Origin of the sequence: Mycobacterium sp. DL440 (assembly GCF_011745145.1) — a bacterium.
Classification (GTDB): Bacteria; Actinomycetota; Actinomycetes; order Mycobacteriales; family Mycobacteriaceae; genus Mycobacterium.
On the sequence record NZ_CP050191.1, the window covers coordinates 4597261 to 4618523 of the forward strand.

General features: G+C 67.8%; 25 protein-coding genes and 1 riboswitch. Of the genes, 9 read left to right on the forward strand and 16 right to left on the reverse strand.

Annotation, left to right across the window (positions count from 1 at the left end):
* Positions 1 to 27: 27 nt before the first annotated feature.
* Complete coding sequence (locus HBE63_RS22405; protein WP_166906709.1) at positions 28 to 2157, reverse strand: acyl-CoA dehydrogenase; 2130 nt, start codon at positions 2155 to 2157, stop codon at positions 28 to 30.
* A 273-nt stretch (positions 2158 to 2430) separates the two neighbouring features.
* Between HBE63_RS22405 and kstR the strand changes: the two genes are divergently transcribed.
* Complete coding sequence (gene kstR / locus HBE63_RS22410) at positions 2431 to 3036, forward strand: cholesterol catabolism transcriptional regulator KstR (RefSeq protein ID WP_164480958.1); 606 nt, start codon at positions 2431 to 2433, stop codon at positions 3034 to 3036.
* A 3-nt stretch (positions 3037 to 3039) separates the two neighbouring features.
* Positions 3040 to 3819 carry a trehalose-phosphatase gene (gene otsB, locus HBE63_RS22415; protein ID WP_166906710.1) on the forward strand — a complete coding sequence of 260 codons (780 nt, stop codon included), beginning with the start codon at positions 3040 to 3042 and terminating at the stop codon, positions 3817 to 3819.
* A 43-nt stretch (positions 3820 to 3862) separates the two neighbouring features.
* Here the strand turns inward: otsB and HBE63_RS22420 are convergent, their stop codons facing one another.
* The 4 genes from HBE63_RS22420 to HBE63_RS22435 are packed head-to-tail and all read right to left on the reverse strand — an operon-like array spanning position 3863 to position 7582.
* Positions 3863 to 4963, reverse strand: coding sequence for a LacI family DNA-binding transcriptional regulator (locus HBE63_RS22420; protein ID WP_166906711.1), 1101 nt, complete (start codon positions 4961 to 4963; stop codon positions 3863 to 3865).
* 11 nt (positions 4964 to 4974) lie between these two features.
* The gene (locus HBE63_RS22425; RefSeq protein ID WP_166906712.1) at positions 4975 to 5856 is read right to left on the reverse strand and encodes a metal ABC transporter permease; all 882 of its coding nucleotides are present in this window, start codon (positions 5854 to 5856) and stop codon (positions 4975 to 4977) included.
* Positions 5856 to 6632, reverse strand: a complete 777-nt coding sequence (locus tag HBE63_RS22430) for a metal ABC transporter ATP-binding protein (RefSeq protein ID WP_166906713.1) — start codon at positions 6630 to 6632, stop codon at positions 5856 to 5858. Before HBE63_RS22430 ends, HBE63_RS22425 begins: the two co-directional genes overlap by 1 nt.
* Positions 6632 to 7582, reverse strand: a complete 951-nt coding sequence (locus tag HBE63_RS22435; protein ID WP_166910082.1) for a metal ABC transporter solute-binding protein, Zn/Mn family — start codon at positions 7580 to 7582, stop codon at positions 6632 to 6634. Before HBE63_RS22435 ends, HBE63_RS22430 begins: the two co-directional genes overlap by 1 nt.
* Positions 7583 to 7639: 57 nt before the next feature.
* On the opposite strand from HBE63_RS22435, the gene HBE63_RS22440 reads away from it, so the two are divergent.
* Positions 7640 to 8770, forward strand: coding sequence for a GTP-binding protein (locus HBE63_RS22440; protein ID WP_166906714.1), 1131 nt, complete (start codon positions 7640 to 7642; stop codon positions 8768 to 8770).
* Here HBE63_RS22440 and HBE63_RS22445 read toward each other — a convergent pair.
* The 3 genes from HBE63_RS22445 to HBE63_RS22455 are packed head-to-tail and all read right to left on the reverse strand — an operon-like array spanning position 8754 to position 11924.
* Positions 8754 to 9581, reverse strand: a complete 828-nt coding sequence (locus HBE63_RS22445; protein ID WP_166906715.1) for a class I SAM-dependent methyltransferase — start codon at positions 9579 to 9581, stop codon at positions 8754 to 8756. The two genes, HBE63_RS22440 and HBE63_RS22445, sit on opposite strands and share 17 nt — an antisense overlap.
* Positions 9582 to 9607: 26 nt before the next feature.
* Complete coding sequence (gene aztD, locus HBE63_RS22450) at positions 9608 to 10777, reverse strand: zinc metallochaperone AztD (RefSeq protein ID WP_166906716.1); 1170 nt, start codon at positions 10775 to 10777, stop codon at positions 9608 to 9610.
* Between the two features lie 31 nt (positions 10778 to 10808).
* Positions 10809 to 11924: an ABC transporter gene (locus HBE63_RS22455; RefSeq protein ID WP_166906717.1), complete on the reverse strand. Its 1116-nt coding sequence runs from the start codon at positions 11922 to 11924 to the stop codon at positions 10809 to 10811.
* 151 nt (positions 11925 to 12075) lie between these two features.
* On the opposite strand from HBE63_RS22455, the gene bluB reads away from it, so the two are divergent.
* From bluB to HBE63_RS22475, 4 genes are all read left to right on the forward strand, one after another.
* The gene (gene bluB / locus HBE63_RS22460) at positions 12076 to 12666 is read left to right on the forward strand and encodes a 5,6-dimethylbenzimidazole synthase (protein WP_243858765.1); all 591 of its coding nucleotides are present in this window, start codon (positions 12076 to 12078) and stop codon (positions 12664 to 12666) included.
* A gap of 9 nt (positions 12667 to 12675) precedes the next feature.
* A complete protein-coding gene (locus tag HBE63_RS22465; RefSeq protein ID WP_166906719.1) occupies positions 12676 to 13437 on the forward strand; it encodes a LamB/YcsF family protein in 762 nt (253 codons plus the stop codon).
* 67 nt (positions 13438 to 13504) lie between these two features.
* Positions 13505 to 14464, forward strand: a complete 960-nt coding sequence (locus tag HBE63_RS22470; protein ID WP_166910084.1) for a permease — start codon at positions 13505 to 13507, stop codon at positions 14462 to 14464.
* Positions 14461 to 15168, forward strand: a complete 708-nt coding sequence (locus tag HBE63_RS22475) for a TIGR03943 family protein (protein WP_166906720.1) — start codon at positions 14461 to 14463, stop codon at positions 15166 to 15168. Before HBE63_RS22470 ends, HBE63_RS22475 begins: the two co-directional genes overlap by 4 nt.
* Here HBE63_RS22475 and HBE63_RS22480 read toward each other — a convergent pair.
* The 8 genes from HBE63_RS22480 to rpmB form a co-directional block, all read right to left on the reverse strand.
* Entirely contained in the window at positions 15165 to 15830 is a 666-nt protein-coding gene (locus HBE63_RS22480) for a (2Fe-2S)-binding protein (RefSeq protein ID WP_166906721.1), read from the reverse strand. The genes HBE63_RS22475 and HBE63_RS22480 overlap by 4 nt on opposite strands.
* Entirely contained in the window at positions 15827 to 16612 is a 786-nt protein-coding gene (locus HBE63_RS22485; RefSeq protein WP_166906722.1) for an ABC transporter ATP-binding protein, read from the reverse strand. The genes HBE63_RS22480 and HBE63_RS22485 overlap by 4 nt, the downstream gene beginning before the upstream one ends.
* Complete coding sequence (locus HBE63_RS22490) at positions 16609 to 17625, reverse strand: iron ABC transporter permease (RefSeq protein WP_166906723.1); 1017 nt, start codon at positions 17623 to 17625, stop codon at positions 16609 to 16611. Before HBE63_RS22490 ends, HBE63_RS22485 begins: the two co-directional genes overlap by 4 nt.
* A complete protein-coding gene (locus HBE63_RS22495; protein WP_166906724.1) occupies positions 17625 to 18596 on the reverse strand; it encodes an ABC transporter substrate-binding protein in 972 nt (323 codons plus the stop codon). The genes HBE63_RS22490 and HBE63_RS22495 overlap by 1 nt, the downstream gene beginning before the upstream one ends.
* Before the next feature lie 62 nt (positions 18597 to 18658).
* A riboswitch (cobalamin riboswitch) is annotated at positions 18659 to 18737 on the reverse strand.
* A 36-nt stretch (positions 18738 to 18773) separates the two neighbouring features.
* The gene (rpsR, locus tag HBE63_RS22500) at positions 18774 to 19037 is read right to left on the reverse strand and encodes a 30S ribosomal protein S18 (protein WP_166906725.1); all 264 of its coding nucleotides are present in this window, start codon (positions 19035 to 19037) and stop codon (positions 18774 to 18776) included.
* Positions 19037 to 19342 carry a 30S ribosomal protein S14 gene (rpsN, locus tag HBE63_RS22505; protein WP_166906726.1) on the reverse strand — a complete coding sequence of 102 codons (306 nt, stop codon included), beginning with the start codon at positions 19340 to 19342 and terminating at the stop codon, positions 19037 to 19039. The genes rpsR and rpsN overlap by 1 nt, the downstream gene beginning before the upstream one ends.
* Positions 19342 to 19506, reverse strand: coding sequence for a 50S ribosomal protein L33 (gene rpmG, locus HBE63_RS22510; RefSeq protein WP_003882496.1), 165 nt, complete (start codon positions 19504 to 19506; stop codon positions 19342 to 19344). Before rpmG ends, rpsN begins: the two co-directional genes overlap by 1 nt.
* Complete coding sequence (rpmB, locus tag HBE63_RS22515) at positions 19506 to 19742, reverse strand: 50S ribosomal protein L28 (protein WP_069426744.1); 237 nt, start codon at positions 19740 to 19742, stop codon at positions 19506 to 19508. The genes rpmG and rpmB overlap by 1 nt, the downstream gene beginning before the upstream one ends.
* A gap of 72 nt (positions 19743 to 19814) precedes the next feature.
* Between rpmB and mrf the strand changes: the two genes are divergently transcribed.
* Entirely contained in the window at positions 19815 to 21005 is a 1191-nt protein-coding gene (gene mrf, locus HBE63_RS22520) for a ribosome hibernation factor-recruiting GTPase MRF (RefSeq protein WP_166906727.1), read from the forward strand.
* Positions 21002 to 21256, forward strand: a complete 255-nt coding sequence (locus tag HBE63_RS22525) for a type B 50S ribosomal protein L31 (protein WP_166906728.1) — start codon at positions 21002 to 21004, stop codon at positions 21254 to 21256. Before mrf ends, HBE63_RS22525 begins: the two co-directional genes overlap by 4 nt.
* The last annotated feature ends 7 nt before the right edge of the window (positions 21257 to 21263 follow it).

The following is a 21263-nucleotide window of genomic DNA, read 5'->3' on the forward strand; positions in this document are numbered from 1 at the left end:
CTCCGCGTCTGTTCGCGGGAAGAAGTCCTACCGCGGCAGGCCGAGCAACCGCTCACCGGCGACGGTCAGCAGGATCTGCTCGGTACCGCCGGCGATCGTCAGGCAGCGCGTGTTGAGGAAGTCGTGCACCTCGTGGTTGCGCACCGCACCGCCGCCGTCGGACAGCTCCAGCCGGAACTCCGCCAGCGTCTGGCGGTAGCGCACCCCGATCAGCTTGCGGGAGCTGGCCTGTGCACCGGTGTCATGACCGCTGACCGCCAGTTGAGCGATCCGCTGGTCCAGCAGTGAGCCCACCTGGGCCGTCAGGATCAACTCGCCGAGGCGGTCCAGATCGGCCGGGTCCACATCAGGCTGCGCGCCGAGGGTGCGCAGCAGCTCCTCCATCGGATTGCCCAGCGCCGTCCCGCCGGCCATCGCCACCCGCTCGTTGGCCAGCGTGGTGCGCGCCAACCGCCAGCCGTCGTTGACGGTGCCCACGACCATCTCGTCGGGCACGAATACGTCGTCGAAGAACACCTCGTTGAACAGCTCATCACCGGTGATCTCGCGCAGCGGGCGGATCATGATGCCGGGTGTCTTCATGTCGATCAGGAAGTAGGTGATGCCTTTATGTTTGGGAGCGTCGGCGTCGGTGCGCGCCAGGCACACACCCCAGTGCGCCTTCTGCGCCGCCGAGGTCCACACCTTCTGACCGGTCAGCTTCCAACCCGGCTCACCGTTCGGGCCTTCTGCCCGAACCGCTTTCATGCGTAGTGCGGCCAGGTCGGACCCGGCGCCCGGCTCGGAGAACAGCTGGCACCACGCCAGGTCACCGCGCAGCGTGGCGGGCACGAACCGGTCGATCTGTTCGGGGCTGCCGTGCTCGAGGACGGTCGGCACCGCCCACCAGCCGATCACCAGGTCAGGGCGCTCCACCTCGGCCGCCGCGAGTTCCTGGTCGATCAGCAGTTGTTCGGCAGGAGTTGCGTTGCGGCCGTAGGGACGTGGCCAGTGCGGCGCCAGCAATCCAGACTCGGCCAGCGCCACCTGCCGCTTTTCCACCGGCAGCGCGGCCACCTCGGCGACCGCGGCGCTGATCTCCGGACGCAGACCGGCCACCGACTCCAGATCGATCCGCAACTCACGGCGCACTCCCTGCTGGGTCAGCGCGGAGACCCGGCGAATCCACCGGCGCCGGCCACCGAGCGCATGCGAAATCCCGTATGCGCGACGCAGATACAGATGCGCCTCATGCTCCCAGGTGATACCGATACCGCCGAGCACCTGGATGCAGTCCTTGGCGTTGGCCTCGGCCGCCTCCACGCCCGCGGCGACCGCCACCGCAGCGGCGATCGACAACTGGGAGTCATCGGATTCCGACACCGCGAGCGCCGCGTCGGCCGCCGACACCGAGATCTGCTCGGAGCGCAGCAGCATCTCGGCACACATGTGCTTGATGGCTTGGAAGCTGCCGATCGGCTTGCCGAACTGCTCGCGCACCTTGGCGTACTCGGTGGCGGTCTGCAGGGTCCAGCGGGCCAGGCCGGCGGCCTCGGCGGCCAGCACGGTCGCGGTGACGTCCTCGAACCGCTGCCGTGAGACCTCGAGCACCTGCGCGGGCGCCGAATCGAGCACGACCCGGGCCAGTGGCAGCGAGAAATCGGTGGCGGTGAGCAGTTCGATGCTGACGCCTGCGGCACTCGCGTCGACCAGCACCACGCGGTCGCCGGCGGGCAGCAACAGCACGCCGGCCGCATCCGCGCCCAGGACGTACTCGGCGGCGCCCGACACCTTGCCGTCATCGAACGTCAGGTCCCCGCTCAGCGCCGCGCCGGCGGTGCGCTCACCCGATACCAGGGCTTCCAGCACGGCGTCATCGGTGACGACGAGGGTTGCCAGGGCCGTGGTGGCCACCGGACCGGGCACCAGCGCGGCAGCGGCCTCGTCGACCATCGCGCACAGGTCCTCGACAGTGCCGCCGGCGCCACCCTGCTCCTCGGGGACCGCCACGCTGAAGATCCCTAGTTCTGCGAGACCCTGAAACGGCCGCCGCCATGCATCGGCATCATGTTCACCGGATCGGACTGCCGCGGCAGTGTCGGTTGCGCCAGCCCAGCTCCTAACCAGGTCACGCGCGGCAAACTGCTCGTCGGTGATGGTGGCAGACGCGCCGGACATGGTGGACCTCCTAGTACCTGAAGCGAGAAGTCCGTGCTTCCCACTAGAACGTGTTCTAATGGTGACAGTGTTCGACCGTCAAGTCGACCCGCATCACAGCAGGACACGTCCGTGTGGTTACCGGCGCGGAGGTGCGTAGAAGGAGATCGCCGTGCGTATCGTTTTCCACGAGGTACGCGACGAGAGGGGGCCACACACCGCATGTCCAGCGCACCACAGCAGGCAGGCAGCGAACCGTCCGGGTCGGACACCCGACCGCGTGAGGTCATGACCGTGGCAGTCCTCGCCGAATCCGAACTCGGCTCCGAAGCACAGCGCGAACGCCGCAAGCGCATCCTCGATGCCACCCTGGCCATCGCCTCCAAGGGCGGCTACGAGGCCGTCCAGATGCGGGCCGTGGCCGAACGGGCCGATGTCGCCGTCGGCACGCTCTACCGCTACTTCCCCTCCAAGGTCCACCTGCTGGTGTCCGCCCTCGGCCGGGAGTTCGAGCGCATCGACGCCAAGACCGACCGGGCCGCGCTCGCCGGTGGCACCCCCTACCAGCGGCTGAGTTTCATGGTCGGCAAGCTGAACCGGGCCATGCAGCGCAACCCGTTGCTCACCGAGGCCATGACGCGGGCCTTCGTCTTCGCCGACGCCTCCGCGGCCGGCGAGGTCGACCACGTCGGCAAGCTGATGGACTCGATGTTCGCCCGCGCAATGAGCGACGGCGAGCCGACCGAGGACCAGTACCACATCGCCCGGGTCATCTCGGACGTGTGGCTGTCCAACCTGCTGGCATGGCTGACCCGGCGGGCCTCGGCCACCGACGTCAGCAAGAGACTGGACCTTGCGGTGCGGCTGCTGATCGGCGCCGAGGACAAACCTAAGATCTAGCGGGTGAGCCTTCCCGTCGAACTCCAGCAGGCACTCGCCCGGGCCGCACTCATACCCCGGCTGCTGATCACCTCCGATTTCGACGGCACCCTCGCCCCGATCGTGAACAACCCGGCCGACGCGCGTCCGCTGCGCGACGCTGCCGAGACCCTGATCGCACTCGCCGACCTGCCCGGCACCGCGACCGCGCTGATCTCCGGGCGGGCACTCGAGGTGCTGCGGGACCTGTCGGGCATGCCCGCAGCCGTGCACCTCGTCGGCAGCCACGGCGCCGAGTTCGACTCCGGATTCACCCACCCCATCGATCGCTCCCTCCTCGACACGATCGCCGCCGAACTCACCGCGATCGCCGGCGCCCGGCCCGGGGTGACCGTCGAACTGAAGCCGGCCAGCGTGGCGCTGCACGTCCGCAACGCCGAACCTGCCGACGCCGACTCCGCGCTGGGGCAGGCACGTGCGGCGTCGCAGACCTGGGATGCGCAGCTGACCGAGGGCAAGGCCGTCCTCGAGTTTGCCGTGATCACCACCGACAAGGGCGAGGCCATCGACATTCTGCGCGACGAGCACGAGGCGTCCGCGGTGATCTACTTCGGCGACGACGTCACCGACGAGAAGGCGTTCCGCCGGCTGCGCGACGGCGACGTGGGCGTCAAAGTAGGGCCGGGCGAAACGCTCGCCGAATACCGGGTCGACGAACCCGAAGATGTTGCGGCAGCACTGAAATACCTGCTCGACGCGCGCCGCTCCGCCGAAACCGCATTCCAGCAGAAAAAGGTCGAGTAGGCACCTGCTGGAATGCCGTTTCGGCGGAATGGAACCGGGCAACCTAGGCCGGCGGGCCCGACGTCCGCCCGCGCACCACCTCGGTTTCCAGCACCTCGATCACCGGCAGCCCATCCCGCGGCGGATTGTGCAGCAGTTCCCCGGCGCGCCGCCCCTTGGCCACACCGGACTGCACCACCGTGGACAGGCCGCGACTCAATGCCTCGGGCACCCCGTCGAACCCCGTCACCGTCATCTCCCCCGGCACATAGATACCGCGGGAGCGCAGATAATCCATGGCCGACAAGGCCAGCACGTCCGCGGTGCACATCAGCGCGGTGATGCGGGGATTGGCATCCAGCGCCACCTCGGCCGCGGCACCGCCGGATGTCGGCAGATGGTCGTAGCTCTCCACCACGGTCAGCTTGTCGGGGGCCAGGCCGGCGGCCGTCATCGCGTCGTACACACCGTGGATCCGCTCGCGCTGCACATGGAAATGCGGCGACAGCATCCGATCCGGATCTGCCAGTGCGGGTTTCGTGCTCTCGTGCGGCCAGCCCCGGCCCAGCCGCATGGTCAGCAGGCCGATGTCGTGATGGCCCAGCTCCAGCACATGCTCGGCCAATCGCCGCATCCCGCCGCGATCATCGATGCCGACCCGCGAGACCCCGGGGACGTCTTTCGGCTGATCGACCACCACGACGGGCAACTGTCGCTGACGCACCACCTGCAGATACGGATCGTCGTCGGAAGCCGAATACACCACGAATCCGTCGACACCCGCGGCGAGTATGGCCGCCGAACCGTCCTCGAAACTGCGATTGGGCCCGATGGCCACCAGCAGCAGCCCCTGCCCCACCGCTTCGCAGGATTCGGCAAGTCCGGCAACGAAATCCAGTGCGGCGGGATCGCTGAACGAATAATTGAGTCGCTCAGTGATGATCAGCCCCACCGCACCGGCCCTGCGGGTCCGCAACGAGCGCGCCACCGGATCCGGTCCGGCGTAGCCCAGCCTCTTGGCCGCGTCGAAGATCCGGTCGCGAAGCTCTGCGGACAACTGGTCCGGCCGGTTGTAGGCGTTGGAGATCGTGGTGCGCGAAACCTTGAGTTCGGCCGCCAACGAAGCCAGGGTGGCCCGCCGCGGCGGGTGGGGACTCCTTGGCATGCTTTCTGACGCTAGTGGATCGCCGAATTCCTCACCCGGTCAACCGTCCACACCGCCAGCCAGATTCCGCACGCGATCGTGACGATCACGAAGCTCGGCGGCATGTTGAAGATTGCCGAGACCGCAAGCCCCGCCCAGACCGACAGCACACTGATCACGGTCGAGATCGTCATTGCGAGAATCGGTCGGGCCGTCACCATGATGGCCGTCGCGGCCGGCGTGACGACAAGTGCGAACAGCAGCAGCGTGCCCACGGCCAGCACCGCCATCGTCACCGCGATCCCCAACAGCACCATGAACAGCACCGACAACGCGCGGACCGGCACCCCTTTGGCCTCGGCCACCTGCGCGTTGACCGATGCGAACAACAGTGGGCGGAAGACGAACACGACCGTGGCGGCCAACACCAGCAGCAGCGCGGTGAACATCAGCAACTGCTGGTGGGTGATGGCCAGCAGGTTGCCGAACAACACATTGGTCAACGTGGACGAATTCTTGGTGGCCAGCGAGTTGAAGAACAGGCCGAAGCCGGTGGCCAGGGCCAGCACCGTACCCGTAGCCACCTCGCGGTCGTGGGCCCGGCTGCCCAGCGCCCCGATGACCAGGGCTCCGCCGACGCAGAACGCCCCGAGTCCCAACCCGACCGGAAGCCCGAGCAGCGCCGCGCCTGTCGCACCGGGCAGACCGATGTGGGCCAGCGCGTGGGCGGCGAACGCGGTATTGCGCACGATGACGAAATAGCCGATCAGCCCGGCCGCCAGCGCCACCAACGTGCCGCCGATCAACGCGTTGCGCATGAACGCCGAGGTCAGGATCTGCCACCAGTTGTGCTGATAGCCCAGTGCCAGATTGCCTTGGGCGAACGTTCCAGCAGCAACCAGACCCGCCGGCATCACACGCTCCTCATGTACATCTGGCCTAGCGGGGTGTTGGCCACCTGCACCTGGGTTCCGTAGAGGTGCGTCAGCAGATCGGCGTCCACCACCTCGTCGATGGCAGCGTGGTGCGCGTGCCCGTCGAGCAGATAGATGGCGCTGTCGAGCACGCTCAAAAGCGGGTTGAGGTCATGCGCGACAACGAGAATCGTCACGCCCAGGTCCTTGTTGAGCTTGGCCAGCAACTGCACGATCTCGTGTTGGTTGCGCAGGTCGAGCGCGGCCAGCGGCTCGTCGAGGATCAGCATCTTCGGATGTCCGACAAGGGCATTGGCCAGGGCGATGCGCTGCCGTTGGCCACCGGACAGCTCCGACAGCCGCATGGTCGCGAAGCCGGTCGCCTCGACCCACTCAAGGGCCTCGTCGACCCGGGCCCGGTCGGCCGCCGACGTGCGGGTGAAACCCCAGCGCCGCCCGGTGAGCCCGAGAGTTACCGCACCGCGGGCCCGGATGGCCTCCCCCGCACCTGCGGCGTAGTCCTGAGGGACGTAGCCGATCAGATCGTTGTGTTCACCCGGCGCGCCGCCGAGCACCCGCACCGAACCCGAGGCTGCAGGCAACAGGCCCAGCACGACCTGCAGCATGGTGGACTTGCCCGATCCGTTGGAACCGATCAGCGCGACGATGCCGCCCGTCGGGATCTCGAAAGTGCCCTCCGACCAGATCAGCCGGCCCCCGCGCACGGCACTGACGTCATCGAAGACGAGGGCAGGCGGTTGGGCAGTGTCCGGCACTAGCTCTGGACCCCGAGCGCTTTGGCGAGCGCAGTCAGTTGGTTCACCTGCCAAGCCTCGAACGAATCCGTTCCCGGCGCCACCGTTTCCGTGACATCGACCACCGGAATTCCGGCGCTCTCGGCGGCCGCCCGGATCTGCTTGGGCAGCGAGCCCTCGGTCTGCGTGTTGTAGATCAGCACATCGACCCCATGATCGGCGAGCAGTCGCAGGAACGTGTCCAGATCGGCCGGCGACGGTTCGGTGTCGTTGGACGACGCGGCCTGATAGCCCGCGGGTGTCTGATTGACCAGGCCGACCGCGGCTGCCATGTCGTCGAACACGGTTTCGGTGGCGGCATAGCGCTTACCGGGCGCCTTGGTCTTGATGTCGGTGATCAGTTGTTGGTAGGGCTGCATCGAGGTGGTGAACTCGGCGCGGCGCTGCGCGAAGTAATCCTTTGCGTCCGGAGCCATTTGGCTCAGTTCCTCGGTCACCGCATCGGCCACGCCGGTCACCGCGACCGGGTCATACCAGGCGTGCGGGTTGGCCGAGGGATCGTCGGACTCACCGACGGCGCGCAGCACGATGGCATCCGGTGCCGTGCTCTGGGCGAGCTTGGTCGCCCACTCGTCGTAGTGGCCACCGTTGATGACGACCAGTCGGGCGCCCTGGAACTTGGCCGCATCCGCGGGCGCGGGCTCGAAGTCGTGGGGATCGACCGACGAGCCGGCCACCACCGTGGTCACCTTCGCGCAGTCACCCCCCAGGGCGGACACGATGTCGCCCCACTGGTCGACGCTGACGACCACGTTGACGGGCGTGGTCACGCAGTTCCCACCGGCCTCGGGTTGCTGGGTTTCCTCTGAGCCGCAGGCGGCGAGGGCGAATGGTGTGGCCAGCAACAACGCGGTGGCCACGGCGCGGAGATTCAGGGGCGGGAGCACGGCGATAACGATAACCGTTTGCATTAGCAGATGCACGCCCGGATGATGATTTATTGAAAATCGTTTTCATTAAGGAGTCCGATGTCCGATCTGCTGCCCGTCACCGTCCTGTCCGGCTTTCTCGGAGCCGGGAAGACCACGCTTCTCAACCACATCCTGGCCAACCGCGAGGGCAGACGCGTCGCCGTCATCGTCAATGACATGAGCGAGGTCAACATCGACGCCGCGCTCATCGCCGGGCAGGGACACCTCGACCGCACGGAGGAGAAGCTCGTCGAGCTCACCAACGGCTGCATCTGCTGCACACTGCGCGAGGATCTGGTGGAGGCGGTCGGCTCGCTGGCGCGACAGAACCGGTTCGACCAGTTGGTCATCGAGTCGACCGGCATCTCCGAGCCCATGCCAGTCGCGGCCACCTTCAGCTGGGAGTTCGAGGACGGCTTCAGCCTCGGCGCGCTGGCCCGGTTGGACACACTGGTGACGGTGGTCGACGCGTCCACCTTCCTGACCGAGGTCGTCCGCGGTGAAGGCCTGGCCGACCGGGATCTGGCCGCCGGCGAGGGCGATGCCCGCAGCATCTCCGACCTTCTCACCGATCAGGTGGAATTCGCCGACGTCATCCTGCTCAACAAGACCGACCTGGTGAGCCCGGCGATCCTCGACACCGTCCACACACTGCTGCGCAGACTCAATCCGACCGCCAAGCTGATCCGGACCGACCACGGCATCGTCGACATCGGCGAAGTACTCGGCACCGGGCTGTTCGACCCGGAGGCCGCCGCCCGGACCCCGGGCTGGGACGAGGAGCTCGCGATGGGACACACACCCGAAACCGAGGAGTACGGCATCAGCTCGATGACCTTCCGCTCCGACCGGCCGTTTCATCCCCAGCGCCTCGGCGACGCACTCGCTCAGGTGACAAGGGTCTTGCGCAGCAAGGGATTCTGCTGGATCGCGAGCCGTCCGACGATCGCTGCCATCTGGTCGCAAGCCGGCCCCAACCTGGCGATCGAACCGGCGCAGTACTGGTCGGGCACCGAGATCGCGCCGGGTCAGGAGATCGTGTTCATCGGAATCAAGCTCGACCGGGACATGGTCCGCCGGCTACTCGACGGCGCCCTGCTGACCGATGCGGAACTGGCCGAGGGCCAGCAGGCCTGGGTCGGCTATCCCGATCCGCTACCGACCTGGAGCGTCACCCACTCGCACTGAGAGGCTTGCGGCCCCACACCGAGTACATCGTCGGTGACCGGTAGACGAACGCCGGGTCCTCCATGGCCCGACGGGCGTCGGCCAGGACCGATTCGGTGATGACTCCGCCGGCGATCATCACGTCGTCGAGCTTCGCAAAGCTCTCCACGAGAAACCCCGATTTCACGCTTCCGCCCCGCTCCGTCGTCGAGCCGACATCGCTGCCCGTGGCCTCCAGACCCAGCCCGTCCACGTGGGCCGGCAGCCGTGCGCCGTAGTGCAGATCCATCACCCCTGCCGCAACCAGAAACGCGTGACGCGCGCGCACGTAGGCATGAAAGCCCGCCGCCGACGGATGGTCCGGGGTGAGTGATTGTGCGGTGCTGTAGTCGGGCTCCTCGACAACCAGCCAACCACCCGGACGGAGCGCCGCCACCATGCGGTGCAGCACCGCGAGCGGATCGGTCATGTGCACCATCAATACCCGGCAATGCACGAGGTCGTATGCCGCCGGCTCGATCTCGTCGCGCGTGATGTCGCAGCGACGTACCTCGATCCCCAGCGCGGGCAAGTCGTCGAGGAACTTCGGATCCAGGTCAACAGCGACGACATGGCCGGTTGGTCCCACGCGGCTGCCGAGCCACCGCGCGACCGATCCCCCACCCGCGCCGACTTCAAGACAATGCCAGCCCGGACCGACCCCGATGGTGTCGAAGGTGCGGGTGGTCCGCGGATCACCCAGACCTTCAAGCCGCTGCAGACGCTCCCGCTCCCGCGTCTCTTCGTAATCTGCGGCAAAGTACCGCCCGCCCTCATCGGCATCGATTGGCATGCCGACATTCTCGCTGACTCCAGCGACTAGTGTGCGTGTCCTACCGTGCCGCCGAGCTCATTGGGTGCGTGCTCCAGCGTCACCGATGCACCTTTCGCGCCGGATTCGACATCGACGATGTGCACCTGATTGGTGGCCGGGTCGGTGACGAACACGTCGTGACCGCGGGCGAAGACGCTCGGACGGGGCTGTTGCCAGTCGTCGGGCTCGGTCCACGGCTCAGCCACCGCGATGGTCTTGATAGTGCGCCCGGACGCCGGGTCGATGACATAGAGATTGCCGTCGGTACCCAGGATGAGGCCTTCGGCGTGCGGTCCGCGCGCCAACGACCGGAACGAGTAGCTGACCTGCGGTGGCAGTGACACCAGGCGCAGCTGATTGCTCGCGGTGTCGACGAGGGCGAACTGGTTGGGCCGCTCCAGCCCGGCGTCGGGATCAACCTTGTAGTCACCGAGGGCTACCGGTGAATCATCATGCCCGCGAAGCGTTCCCACCCTTCCGTACTCAGCCGGAGCGGCCACCTTGGTAAACGCACCGTCGGCGTAGGTCAATACGCCATTCTCACAGCCGAATACGAGGGTGGAGGCGTCGACGACGGTTTCTCCGTGAATACCGGGGCACTCATTGTTGCGGGCGATCTCCCGATCGGAGGCGTCGAAGGCAACCGCACCGCTGCGCTCGTCGGAATTGCCTTCGCTACGCACCCAGCTTCCGTCGTCCAGCACCACTGCGACGCCATGGTGCGGCTGCGGCGCCCTCAGGTTCCTGATCTGCGGTGCGGACGCGGCGATGTCGTGCGGGTCGACCACGGTGATCTCACCGGATCCGTCGGCAAACAGCACGGTGTGTTCGCCGTGCGCCACAACGTGACCGGGCTCCTCGGCCACGAACATGGTGTCGGTCAACTCGCCCGCCGACGCGTCGAGCAACCGGAAGCCCTCATCGGTGGACACCAGCACGTGCGCATCGTCGCCGGCCGGGTTGACCCGCAGGAACCCCTCCATCGGGACGTCCGCTTTGACCTGCAGGCTGTTGCCGTCCAACACGTACAGCCCACCGTCGTAGGTGACCACCAGCGGATCGGCTATCGGCTCCGCGCGCGCCGCCGGCTGCGATTCGCCACCGCCGCAAGCGGCCAAGGCCGCCGCGAGCGCGAGCGCACCGACCGGCGCCATGACCTTCAATGGATTCGGCATCCTTCTCCTTCGTGTGCCTGTTGTTGTGGAGTCACCAGCCCGCGACCGTCATGAAGTCAGGGGTCACGGCCGGGTGGTGCGTACGAACCACCCGGAGGCCGTTCGAATAGTCGATTTCGTGCACTGCCTTTGCCGTCGCGTCGTTGACGTAGGCCCGCCCGGCGCCAACCTCGATCACCGGGGTGCCAACCGGAGGCGCGAGAAGTTCGACGCGGCCGGTGCGCACGCCTGCCGCCACATCGAGCGCATGCAGGCCGCCGTCTTCGGTTAGGGCCAGCACCGTGGTGGCGCCGGCGGTGTTCACCGCAACCACACCGGGCAGCCGCATCGACGACCATCGGCGTCCGTTGAGCAGCCACACCTCGTCACCGGCCACCGCCGCCAACGAATTCCCTTGCCTGCGATAGCCGAACGATCCCAACGGTTCTCGGGGCCGAACCGGCCCGAAGGGGATGCTCTCGGCGGCCGGCACCCCGCCGCGCCGGACGATCTTCAACGCACCGTCACGGCAACCGAGCACGACCGTCCGGCGCAGTACCACCGCGTCGGTGACCGCCGGGCAGTCTCCGAGCACCGTGGTCTGTTCGGCGACCTTGCTGACCAGACCGTGGTCGGCCACGGTCAGCAAGTCGCTGCCGAATGGGATTGCAGCTACTGCGTTTTCAGATTCCGAATGCGCGGCTACCAGCGTCACCTCACCCCGCGCGAAGGCGTCCCGATCCAATGAGGTGACCGCACCATCAGCGCGGCGGGTGACGGCCAGCGCACCGTGGGCCCGTACCGCGATGACCCGCCCGTCGATCCCCCCCACCACGGCGGGCGGTGCGTCATAGAAGTGCGAATGGTCGCCGTGGTCGAAGGTCCATGCCCCGCCGTCGAGGATCGTCAGGCCGGCATCGTCGTGCAGGTAGGCGTACCGGCCGTCACCGCTCACGGCGTCGACGCGGCCGTGTTGCCCCAGACCGGTCTCGACAGAGTCCGCGACATCGAGCACCGCGCCGGCGCCGGCGTGTCGCTCCACCAGGATCAGCCGCGTCACCGGCCGCTCAGACTCCCGCGGCGACGCATTCTGCCGGGCATCCGGAGGGGTGGAGCACCCGGCGATCAGGAGGGCGACGAGCGTGATCACCAAGGCCCTGTTCAGCACCCCAAACTCTTATCATTAATGACATTCATTTTCAATAAGGTCGGATGCCCGCCACGCCCGAGGGCCCGCCTAAGCTCGATCCGTGTCCGAGCACGCCTTCAGCCCCGACGAGCGCCGCGCCGTCTACCGGGCCATCGCCGAACGTCGGGATATGCGCCGATTCGTTCCCGGCAGCACGGTGCCGCCCGAGGTCCTCGGACGGCTGCTGCAGGCCGCCCACGCGGCACCGAGTGTCGGCCTGATGCAGCCGTGGCGGTTCATCCGCATCACCGACGATGCACTGCGCGGCAAGATCCACGCCATCGTCGACCAGGAACGCATCCACACCGCCGACGCGCTCGGCGCCCGCGGCGACGAATTCCTGGCCCTGAAGGTCGAGGGCATCCTCGACTGCGCCGAACTGTTCGTCGTAGCCCTCGGCGAGAACCGCGATCGGCACATCTTCGGCCGCCGCACCCTGCCCCAGATGGACCTGGCCTCGGTGTCCTGCGCCATCCAGAACATGTGGCTGGCTGCCCGCGCCGAGGGCCTCGGCATGGGCTGGGTGTCGATCTTCGAGCCGCTGCCGCTGGCCGAGTTGATGGGCATGCCCGACGGCGCCGAGCCGGTGGCCATCCTCTGCCTCGGCCCGGTGCCCGAGTTCCCGGACCGCCCGGTCTTGGAGATCGAGCACTGGACCGTTGGGCGCCCGCTGCCCGAATTCGTGGCGGAGAACGGCTGGCCGGCCGACGCATCGCCTTAGGCTGGACGGATGGCTGCCTCCGTCGACCTCAACGCCGATCTGGGCGAGAGCTTCGGCGCGTGGAAACTCGGTGACGACGAGGCCATGCTGGGGCTGGTCACCAGTGCCAACGTGGCCTGCGGTTTCCACGCCGGGGACCCAACCCTGCTGTTGCGCACCTGCCGCGAGGCCGCAGCCAGGGGCGTACGCGTCGGCGCCCAGGTGAGCTACCGGGACCTCGCCGGATTCGGCAGACGCTTCATCGACGTCACGCCCGAAGACCTCACCGCCGACGTGATCTACCAGATCGGTGCGCTGCAGGGCCTCGCCCATGCCGCGGGCACGACCGTGACGTACGTGAAACCCCATGGTGCGCTCTACAACACGATCGTCAGCCACCGTGAGCAAGCGGCCGCGGTGGCGGCGGCCGTGCACGCCGTGGACGCCGGCCTGCCAGTGCTGGGCCTGTTGGGATCGGTGTTCTTCAAGGAGGCCCGGCAGCTCGGCCTGCGCACCGTTGCCGAGGCCTTCGCCGATCGCGCCTACCAATCCGACGGCACGCTGGTGTCGCGGCGCGAACCTGGGGCGGTGCTGCACGATCCCTCGGAGATCGCCGAGAGGGTGGCCACCATGGTGTCGGCGGGGCAGGTCAGCGCGGTCGACGGGACCACCATCCCGATCACCGTGGAATCTGTTTGTGTGCACGGTGATTCGCCGGGTGCGGTGGAGATCGCCACCGCGGTGCGCGAACGCTTGAGCACCGAAGGCGTCAATTTGGCCGCGTTCAGCTGACAGATCTACCTGGCATGATGGCCGCGTGGTGGCAAACCCGGCGGTGACGCGGTGGCGGCCGAGTTCCATGCAGATTCTCGTGGCCGGGATCATCGCGTTGGCCCTCGCGGGCACCACGCTGCGTGGGTTCGTCGAGAACACGCCCGACGTCGCGACGGCAGCCACGGTGTTCTGCGGCGTGTTCGTCCAAGCGCTGCCGTTTCTGGCCCTCGGCGTGGTGATCAGCGGGCTGATCGCGGTTTTCGTGACGCCCGAGCGCCTGGCCCGCTGGCTTCCCCGGCGTCGCAGCGCGGCCATCCTGGCCGCCGGTGTCGGCGGCGCGGCATTGCCCGGCTGCGAATGCGGTTCAGTGCCGGTGGCGCGCAGGCTCTTCGGCGATGGAGCTCGCGACGACGCCGTCGGCGCCGCGGCCCTGACCTTCATGCTCGCGGCGCCGGCGATCAACCCTGTTGTGCTGGTGGCCACCGCCGTCGCCTTCCCCGGACATCCGCAGATGGTGGTCGCCCGCTGTATCGCGTCTTTGTGCACCGCGCTGATCATGGGTGTCGCGTGGGCGCGGTTCGGCCGCCCGGAATGGATCGCCCGCCGACTGCCGCGTCCTCAACACAGTGACGGTTCGAGGTGGCTGGTGTTCACCGAAGCGGCCCGCCACGATTTCCTGTCCGCATGCGCGTACCTGGTGGTCGGGGCCGCAGCCGCGGCCGCGCTGCACGTACTCGTGCCGACCTGGGTGTACGAGCACCTGGCCGGCCAGCTGATCCTGGGCGTGATCACCATGGCGGTGCTCGCCGTGGTGCTGGCGTTGTGTTCAGAGGCCGACGCTTTCGTCGCCGCCAGCCTGACCATGCTCCCGCTCCTGCCGCGACTGGTGTTCCTGGTGGTCGGGCCGGCCGTCGACATCAAGCTGTTCGCAATGCAGGCCGGAATGTTCGGACGGGCGTTCGCGATTCGCTTCGCACCGGCGACGTTCCTGGTTGCCACACTCGTCGGGACCGGTGTCGGACTGCTGATCCTGGGGCCGCAGTGAGCCGGGAAACCGAGAACGCCCTCCTACTGCTGATCGGGGTCAGCACGGCGATCATCACCCTCACCGGCACCTTCACCCGTTACGTGAAACCGTCCGTGCTTCCGTTTCTGGCAGCCACCTCCGTGCTGCTGATCATGCTGGCGCTGGCATCGATCGTGGCCGACATCCGCCACGGCGGCGACGAGGCACACGGCCATCACGACCATTCCCACCGACGGGGCACGGCCTGGCTGCTGCTCATCCCGATCGCGCTACTGGCGTTCGTCGTGCCACCGGCGATCCGCCCCCAGGCCGCGTCGGTGTCCGAAGCGTCCACCGATGTGCTGAGGCGTGCCTTTCCTCCCCTTCCCGACGGCCGGGCACCAGAAATCTCGCTGCCCGACGTGCTGACGCGGGTGGCGCAAGACAATGCCGGCACCCTCGATGACCGGACCGTGACCGTCTCCGGTTTCACGATGCGTGACGGTGACCGCACAGATTTGGCCCGAGTGGTGATCATCTGTTGCGCCGCAGACGCTCAGCTGGCCCGCATCCACCTGTCCGGACCCGCTGCCGCTCAGTTGGCCGGGTATCCGGAGAACACCTGGATCAAGGTCGAGGGCACGATCCCTGCGGGACAAAGCGATTCGAGCAGAGGCAGTATTCCGACGATGACTGCCCTGAGCGCGGTCCGCACCGACCCTCCGAAGCGGCCCTACGCTTAGCCGCGGGGTCTCGTGAGGGAACAGTCCCGGCAGTTGGACCCACCGGGCACCCGGTAGAAGAGGCAGCAGCTGCGGCGACGGAATGTCAGCTCAACCAGGTCGCCCGTCCCGATCAACTCGCCCATGGCCAACAGTGATTCGGTGACGTCCCGGACATCGTCACGCAATTCCGGTCGGGCACTGGCAAACTCGGCCGCCGCGGCGACCAACGCCGCGGCGGCATTGCCGTAGAGCAGACGCGGCGCCATCTTGACCCGGAGCCCCGCGGCCAGCGGCTCGAGGTGTTCGGTGATCACCAGCCGATACAGCTGCTGCGTCAGCGGACGGTGATCGTCCACCGGCCCTCCCACCGGCACCGGCAACCTCAGCTCGGTGCGGGCGGCATGGCGCTGCAGATCGGCGAGGTCCGGCAGCACACCGAATTGCAGCGCACACGCCAGCAGCGGTGACCACAAGCGCGAGGCATGGCTGAACTGGACCAGCGACGCTCCGATACGCAGATCCGTCGTGTCGTTGCGCGCGCTCGTCGCGGCGACGAGGTCGGCGCAGCCGTCGTCATAGCAGCGCTGGACCGGAATCCATTCGGCCGGCTCCCCGCCGACGGTGATCGCGAAGAACCCTCCGTACGAGGTGATTTCGCTCAGCTGGTCACCGATGTTCACGGCCTCGCCCCAACCTTGGCAGGGACGGTGACCTGCGGCCTGCCGGTGTCGGCATCGATGGCGATCCGGGCCCCGACCCCGTACACCTCGGACAGCAACCCCTCGGTGAGGATGTCGGCCGGCGTGCCGACCGCCACCAGCCCGCCCCCGTCGAGCACGCAGATCCGATCGCAGTAAGCCGCAGCGAGATTCAGATCGTGCAACGCGGCGATGACCGTCGCACCGGTCTCCCGCAGCAGGTGCAGGGCCTCGTGTTGATGGCGCAGGTCGAGGTGGTTGGTGGGCTCGTCGAGCACGATCACGTCGGTGCGCTGGGCCAGCGCCCGGGCGATGAGCACACGTTGCTTCTGTCCGCCCGACAGCCGGCCGTAACCGGCCCGGCTCAGTTCCGCGATGTCCAGCGCCGTCATCGCCGCGCCGATGATCTCGCGGTCCTCGGCGTTGTCGGCCTCGAAGGACCGCTTGTACGGTGTGCGGCCCATGGCCACCATGTCGAACACGGTGAGCTCGAAATCTCCTGCGGCTTCCTGCAATACCGCCGCGACCCGGCGTGCGGCCCGCTTGCCAGGCAGCTTCCACACGTCGGTGCCGTCGACCAGCACGCGACCGGTGCTCGGTCGCTGCGCCCGGTACAAGGTGCGCAGCAGTGTGGTCTTGCCCGCACCGTTGGGACCCACGACGGCCAGCATCTCACCCGGGGCGACGGACAACGACACGTCGGCGATCAACGGTGTACCGCGCACCGTCACCGAGACCGCCTCGAACGTCACTGCCGCCGTCACGTCACGGCCTTCCGCCGCATCAGCCACAGGAAGAACGGCCCGCCGGCGAGCGCGGTCAGAATCCCCACCGGCAATTCCTCCGGCGCGGCCACGGTGCGGGCCACGATGTCACACAGCACCAGGAACGCCGCACCCAACAAGGCCGCGGCCGGCAGCGCTCTCCGGTGGTCGGCACCGACCAGCAGACGCACCACATGCGGCATGATCAGCCCGACGAAGCCGATCGTGCCGCTGACCGCGACCATCGCCCCGACCATGAGCGCCACGACGACGAACATCCCCGCCCGGAACCGGTGTACGTCCAGGCCGAGCGAGGCCGCCGCCTCCTCGCCGGTATAGAGCAGGTTCAGCGATCGGGTGAAGGCCAGCAGTACGACCACACCGACGAGTACCGCCACTGCGGGCACCCACACCATGCGCCAGGTGGTGCCGCCCAGGCCGCCGAGCATCCACCGCACGGCCGCCTGGGTCTTGTGCGGATCGTCCGAGGTGACGATCAGCAGGCTGGCCACCGCGGACAGCACTTCGGCCACCGCCACGCCGGCCAGGATCAACCGCGCTGTCGTCATGCGCCCGCCCGAGCGGGCCAGGAAGTACACCGCGACGAGTGCGAGGAAGGCTCCGAGGAAGGCCGCCAGCGGCACGGTGAACACCTGTAGCGCACCGGCGCCGACCACCAGGATCACCACGGCGCCGACCGATGCCCCCGAGGAGACCCCCAGCAACATGGGATCGGCGAGTGGATTACGCACCACGGCCTGCAGCGCCATCCCTGACGCCGCCAGGCCGGCCCCGACCACCGCGCCCAGTACGACCCGGGGAAGCCGGGCGTCGAGCACGATGGATTCTCGTACCGCAGGCCAACTCTGCTCGACCAGGCCCGGATGGACGGAGTGCAGCACGATGGCCCACACCTGCCCGGGCGCGATGGACACCGACCCGATCGCGACACCGGCGGTCATCGCCATCAGCAACAGCCCGGCCAGTGCGGCGAGGGTCAGCCGGTAGGGCATCAACTGAACCGGTCGGGGTGCAGCTGCCGGGCCAGGGCGTCCACTGCCCGGCCCACCCGTACGCCGACCACAACCGAGGACAACGGGAGGACCGCGAACCGCTGCTGGGCGACAGCCGGAACATGCTGCAGCAGAGGATGTTCGGTCAGGAACCGTTTCTTGTCCGCGACCGGCTGGTCTCCGTAGTCGTAGATCACGATGACCTCGGGTGCGCGATCGGCGAACTGCTCGAACGACACGTCGCCCCACACCTTGGGCACATCGGCGAACACGTTGACGCCACCGGCGGCCTCGATCATCAGGTTTCCGATGCCCTTGCCACCCGAGGTGAACACGGTCGCCTCACCGCTGTCGTAGACCGCGACGCGCACGGGCCGCACCCCGCGCAGCGTCGCCGCGGACTGCGCCAGCTCTCCATGGAGCTTCTCGATCTGTTGCTCGGCCCCGTCGGTGACGCCGAAGATTGTTCCGATGCTTCGGATTTCGTCATCGACGGTGGATATCGTGACGGGCTCGGACCGGCAATCTTCGATGTTGAGGTAGGTGTGGACCCCGGCGTCGTTCAGCCGTTGCCTGCCGCGGCCCTCTTTCTCGTCGAACGCGCTGTCCCAGCCGCCGTAGACGAAATCGGGTTCGACGGCCAGCAGCGACTCGTAGGACGGGTACTCCTTGGCCAGCACCGGAACGGTGTCGTAGGCGGCCTGGTATTCGGGCAGGATCCGATCGTCGAGGTAGGACGTGCCGACCATGGAATGCTCCAGGCCCAGCGCCAGCAGCGTTTCGATCGCATGCTGATTGAGCGCGACGGCACGGGTCGGCGGCCGGTCGTAGGTGGTGCTGACGCCGCAATTGTCCACGGTGACCGGGAAACCCGGCGGCGCATCACCTGCGGTGTCGGGCACTGCGGTCGAGGCGCACCCCGACACCAGTAACGCCGACGCCAGTCCCGCGATCAGCCAACGTGCAGCCATGGGCGTACCCATCCTCTCCGGGGAGATCCGCCCCAGTGCGTGCGAGGCGGCGACTGCGGTGCGTATCTGGCTCTCGACGGTCAGCGGAGGCTGGCCGATCGATCACAGTGGCGGGACCGCGCCGGATTTACACCGGCTTCCACGATCCGCAGTCGCCCTATCGCCGTCGATCGTAAGTCAAGCCGGGCCGACCACCGGCAGCAGCGCCATCTCCCTGGCGTTCTTGATCGCCGTGGCGACCTGACGCTGTTGCTGCGGGGTGAGCCCGGTGATGCGCCGGGACCGGATCTTGCCCCGTTCACTGATGAAAGTGCGCAGCAGGTGGACGTCCTTGTAGTCGACCTCGGTGACCCCGAGGGCGGTCAGCTGATTGCGCCTCGGCTTCTTGAGATCGGTGGCCGGAGGGCGCTTCTTGTTGTTCCGCCGGGAATTCGTCGCCATCACCAGCTCGACTTCCGCACGCCCGGCAGTTCACCGCGGTGCGCCATTTCGCGCACCCGGACCCGCGACAGCCCGAATTTGCGCAGGTGACCTCGCGGGCGGCCGTCGACCGCGTCTCGATTGCGCAGCCGCACCGGGCTCGAATCACGCGGCAGCCGTTGCAGCGCCGAGACAGCCGCGGCTTTCTGCTCGCGGGTGCTGTCCGGATTGCGGATGGCCTCTTTGAGCTCGGCCCGCCGTTCGGCGTAGCGCTCCACGAGTTCCAGGCGCCGTTCGTTCTTGACGATCTTGGATCGCTTGGCCATCAGCGCTCCTCGCGGAAGTCGACGTGACGGCGGATGACCGGGTCGTACTTGCGCAGCACGATCCGGTCCGGGTCGTTGCGGCGGTTCTTGCGGGTGACGTAGGTGTACCCGGTCCCGGCGGTCGATTTCAGCTTCACGATCGGCCGGATATCGGTGCGGGCCATCAGATCTTCTCCCCTGCGCTACGCAACCGGGCCACCACGGCCTCGATGCCGTCGCGGTCGATCACCTTGATCCCCTTGGCGCTCACCCGAAGTCGGATCCGGCGGCCTTCGGTGGGTAGGTAGTAGGTCTTGTTCTGAATGTTGGGGTTCCAGCGGCGGCGACTGCGCTTGTGCGAGTGCGACACCGTGTTGCCGAACCCGGGCGAGCGCCCGGTGACTTGGCAGTGGGCAGACATCGGTCTCCTTCGGATGGGGTAGCCTTACGATAATGATAATCGTTTTCAACAACAACTTCGTCGGGAGGTGCAGTGCGAACCCCTGTGGTGCTGATCGCCGGTCAAGGTGACAGCGACGGCGTAGCGGAAGAATTGGGACGCAGGCCGGGAACCGTGCTGGTGCGCCACGGCTTTGACGGCCAGGTGGTCCTGCGGACCGTGTCCGACAACGGCGGGTCGTCCGAGCTCGCCCTCGAGCTCGCCCACGGTTGCGTGTCCTGCACGGTCCGCGATGACCTGCTGATCCTGTTGCGGCGGCTGCACCAGCGCGGCGACGTGGAGCGCATCGTCGTGCAGTTGATGCCGTGGTTGGAGGCCGAGGCGGTGTGCTGGGCGATCAACACCATCCGGGTCCACGTCGGGCCCGGTTACCTCGACGGGCCCGCCGCCCGCGACGTCGGCATCGAGGCAGTCATCGCATGCCTGGACGCCACGGTCTGGCTGCAACAGTCCGTCGGCGACGAGGAACTTCCCGACGGACGCACGGTCGCCCAGGTGGTCGTCGGTCAGGCCGAGTTCGCCGACATGCTGGTGCTCAACGAGCCCGACGCCACCACACTGGCAGTGCTCCGCCGGCTCGCACCCCGCGCCCGCATCACCGTGGGCCCCGACCGGGTCGAGCTCGCCCTGGCGCATCTGGAACCGAACAGCCGGCGCGGACGCACCGCCACCCCGCACGATCCACTCCTGGCCGGTGAGCCGCCGCTGGAACCCGACGACGAGGTCATCATCGTCGAATTCGCCGCACGCCGGCCGTTTCACCCGCTGCGCCTGCACGACGCCGTCGACCACCTGCTCGACGGCGTGGTGCGCACCCGCGGCCGAGCCTGGCTGGCCAACCGCCCGGCCGACGTCATGTGGATCGAATCCGCGGGCGGCGGAATGCACTTCAGCAACGCCGGGAAATGGTTGGCCGCAATGGGTTCCACCGAACTCGCCTACACCGACCCGGAACGCCTGGCGATGGCCGCGATCGACTGGCATCACCAATTCGGCGATCGGCACGTATCGCTGACGGTACTGGCCTGCGGTGCCCGGCCCGGTGAAGTCATCGAGGCACTGCGCGGCGCGCTGCTCACCGACGACGAGCTGGCACGACCGGACCTGTGGGCCGATTACCCCGACCCGTTCGGGGATTGGCACGAGGAACCCTGTCAGCCGGCGGTCGAAGAACCCGCCGTGTCCGGCCATCAGGAAGCCCACCAGGAAGGGGAATCCCAGTGAAACCCGCAATCCACCCCGACTACCACCCGGTGGTGTTCCAGGACGCCGCGACCGGCACCCAGTTCCTCACCCGGTCGACGGCGACCAGTGAGCGCACCATCGAGTGGCCCGCTCCGGACGGCATCCAGACCTACCCGCTGATCGTCGTCGACGTCACCAGCGATTCGCATCCGTTCTGGACGGGCACCGCACGGCACCTCGACTCGGCCGGGCAGGTGGAGAGGTTCCGCCGTCGTTACGGACAGATCTAGCCATAGG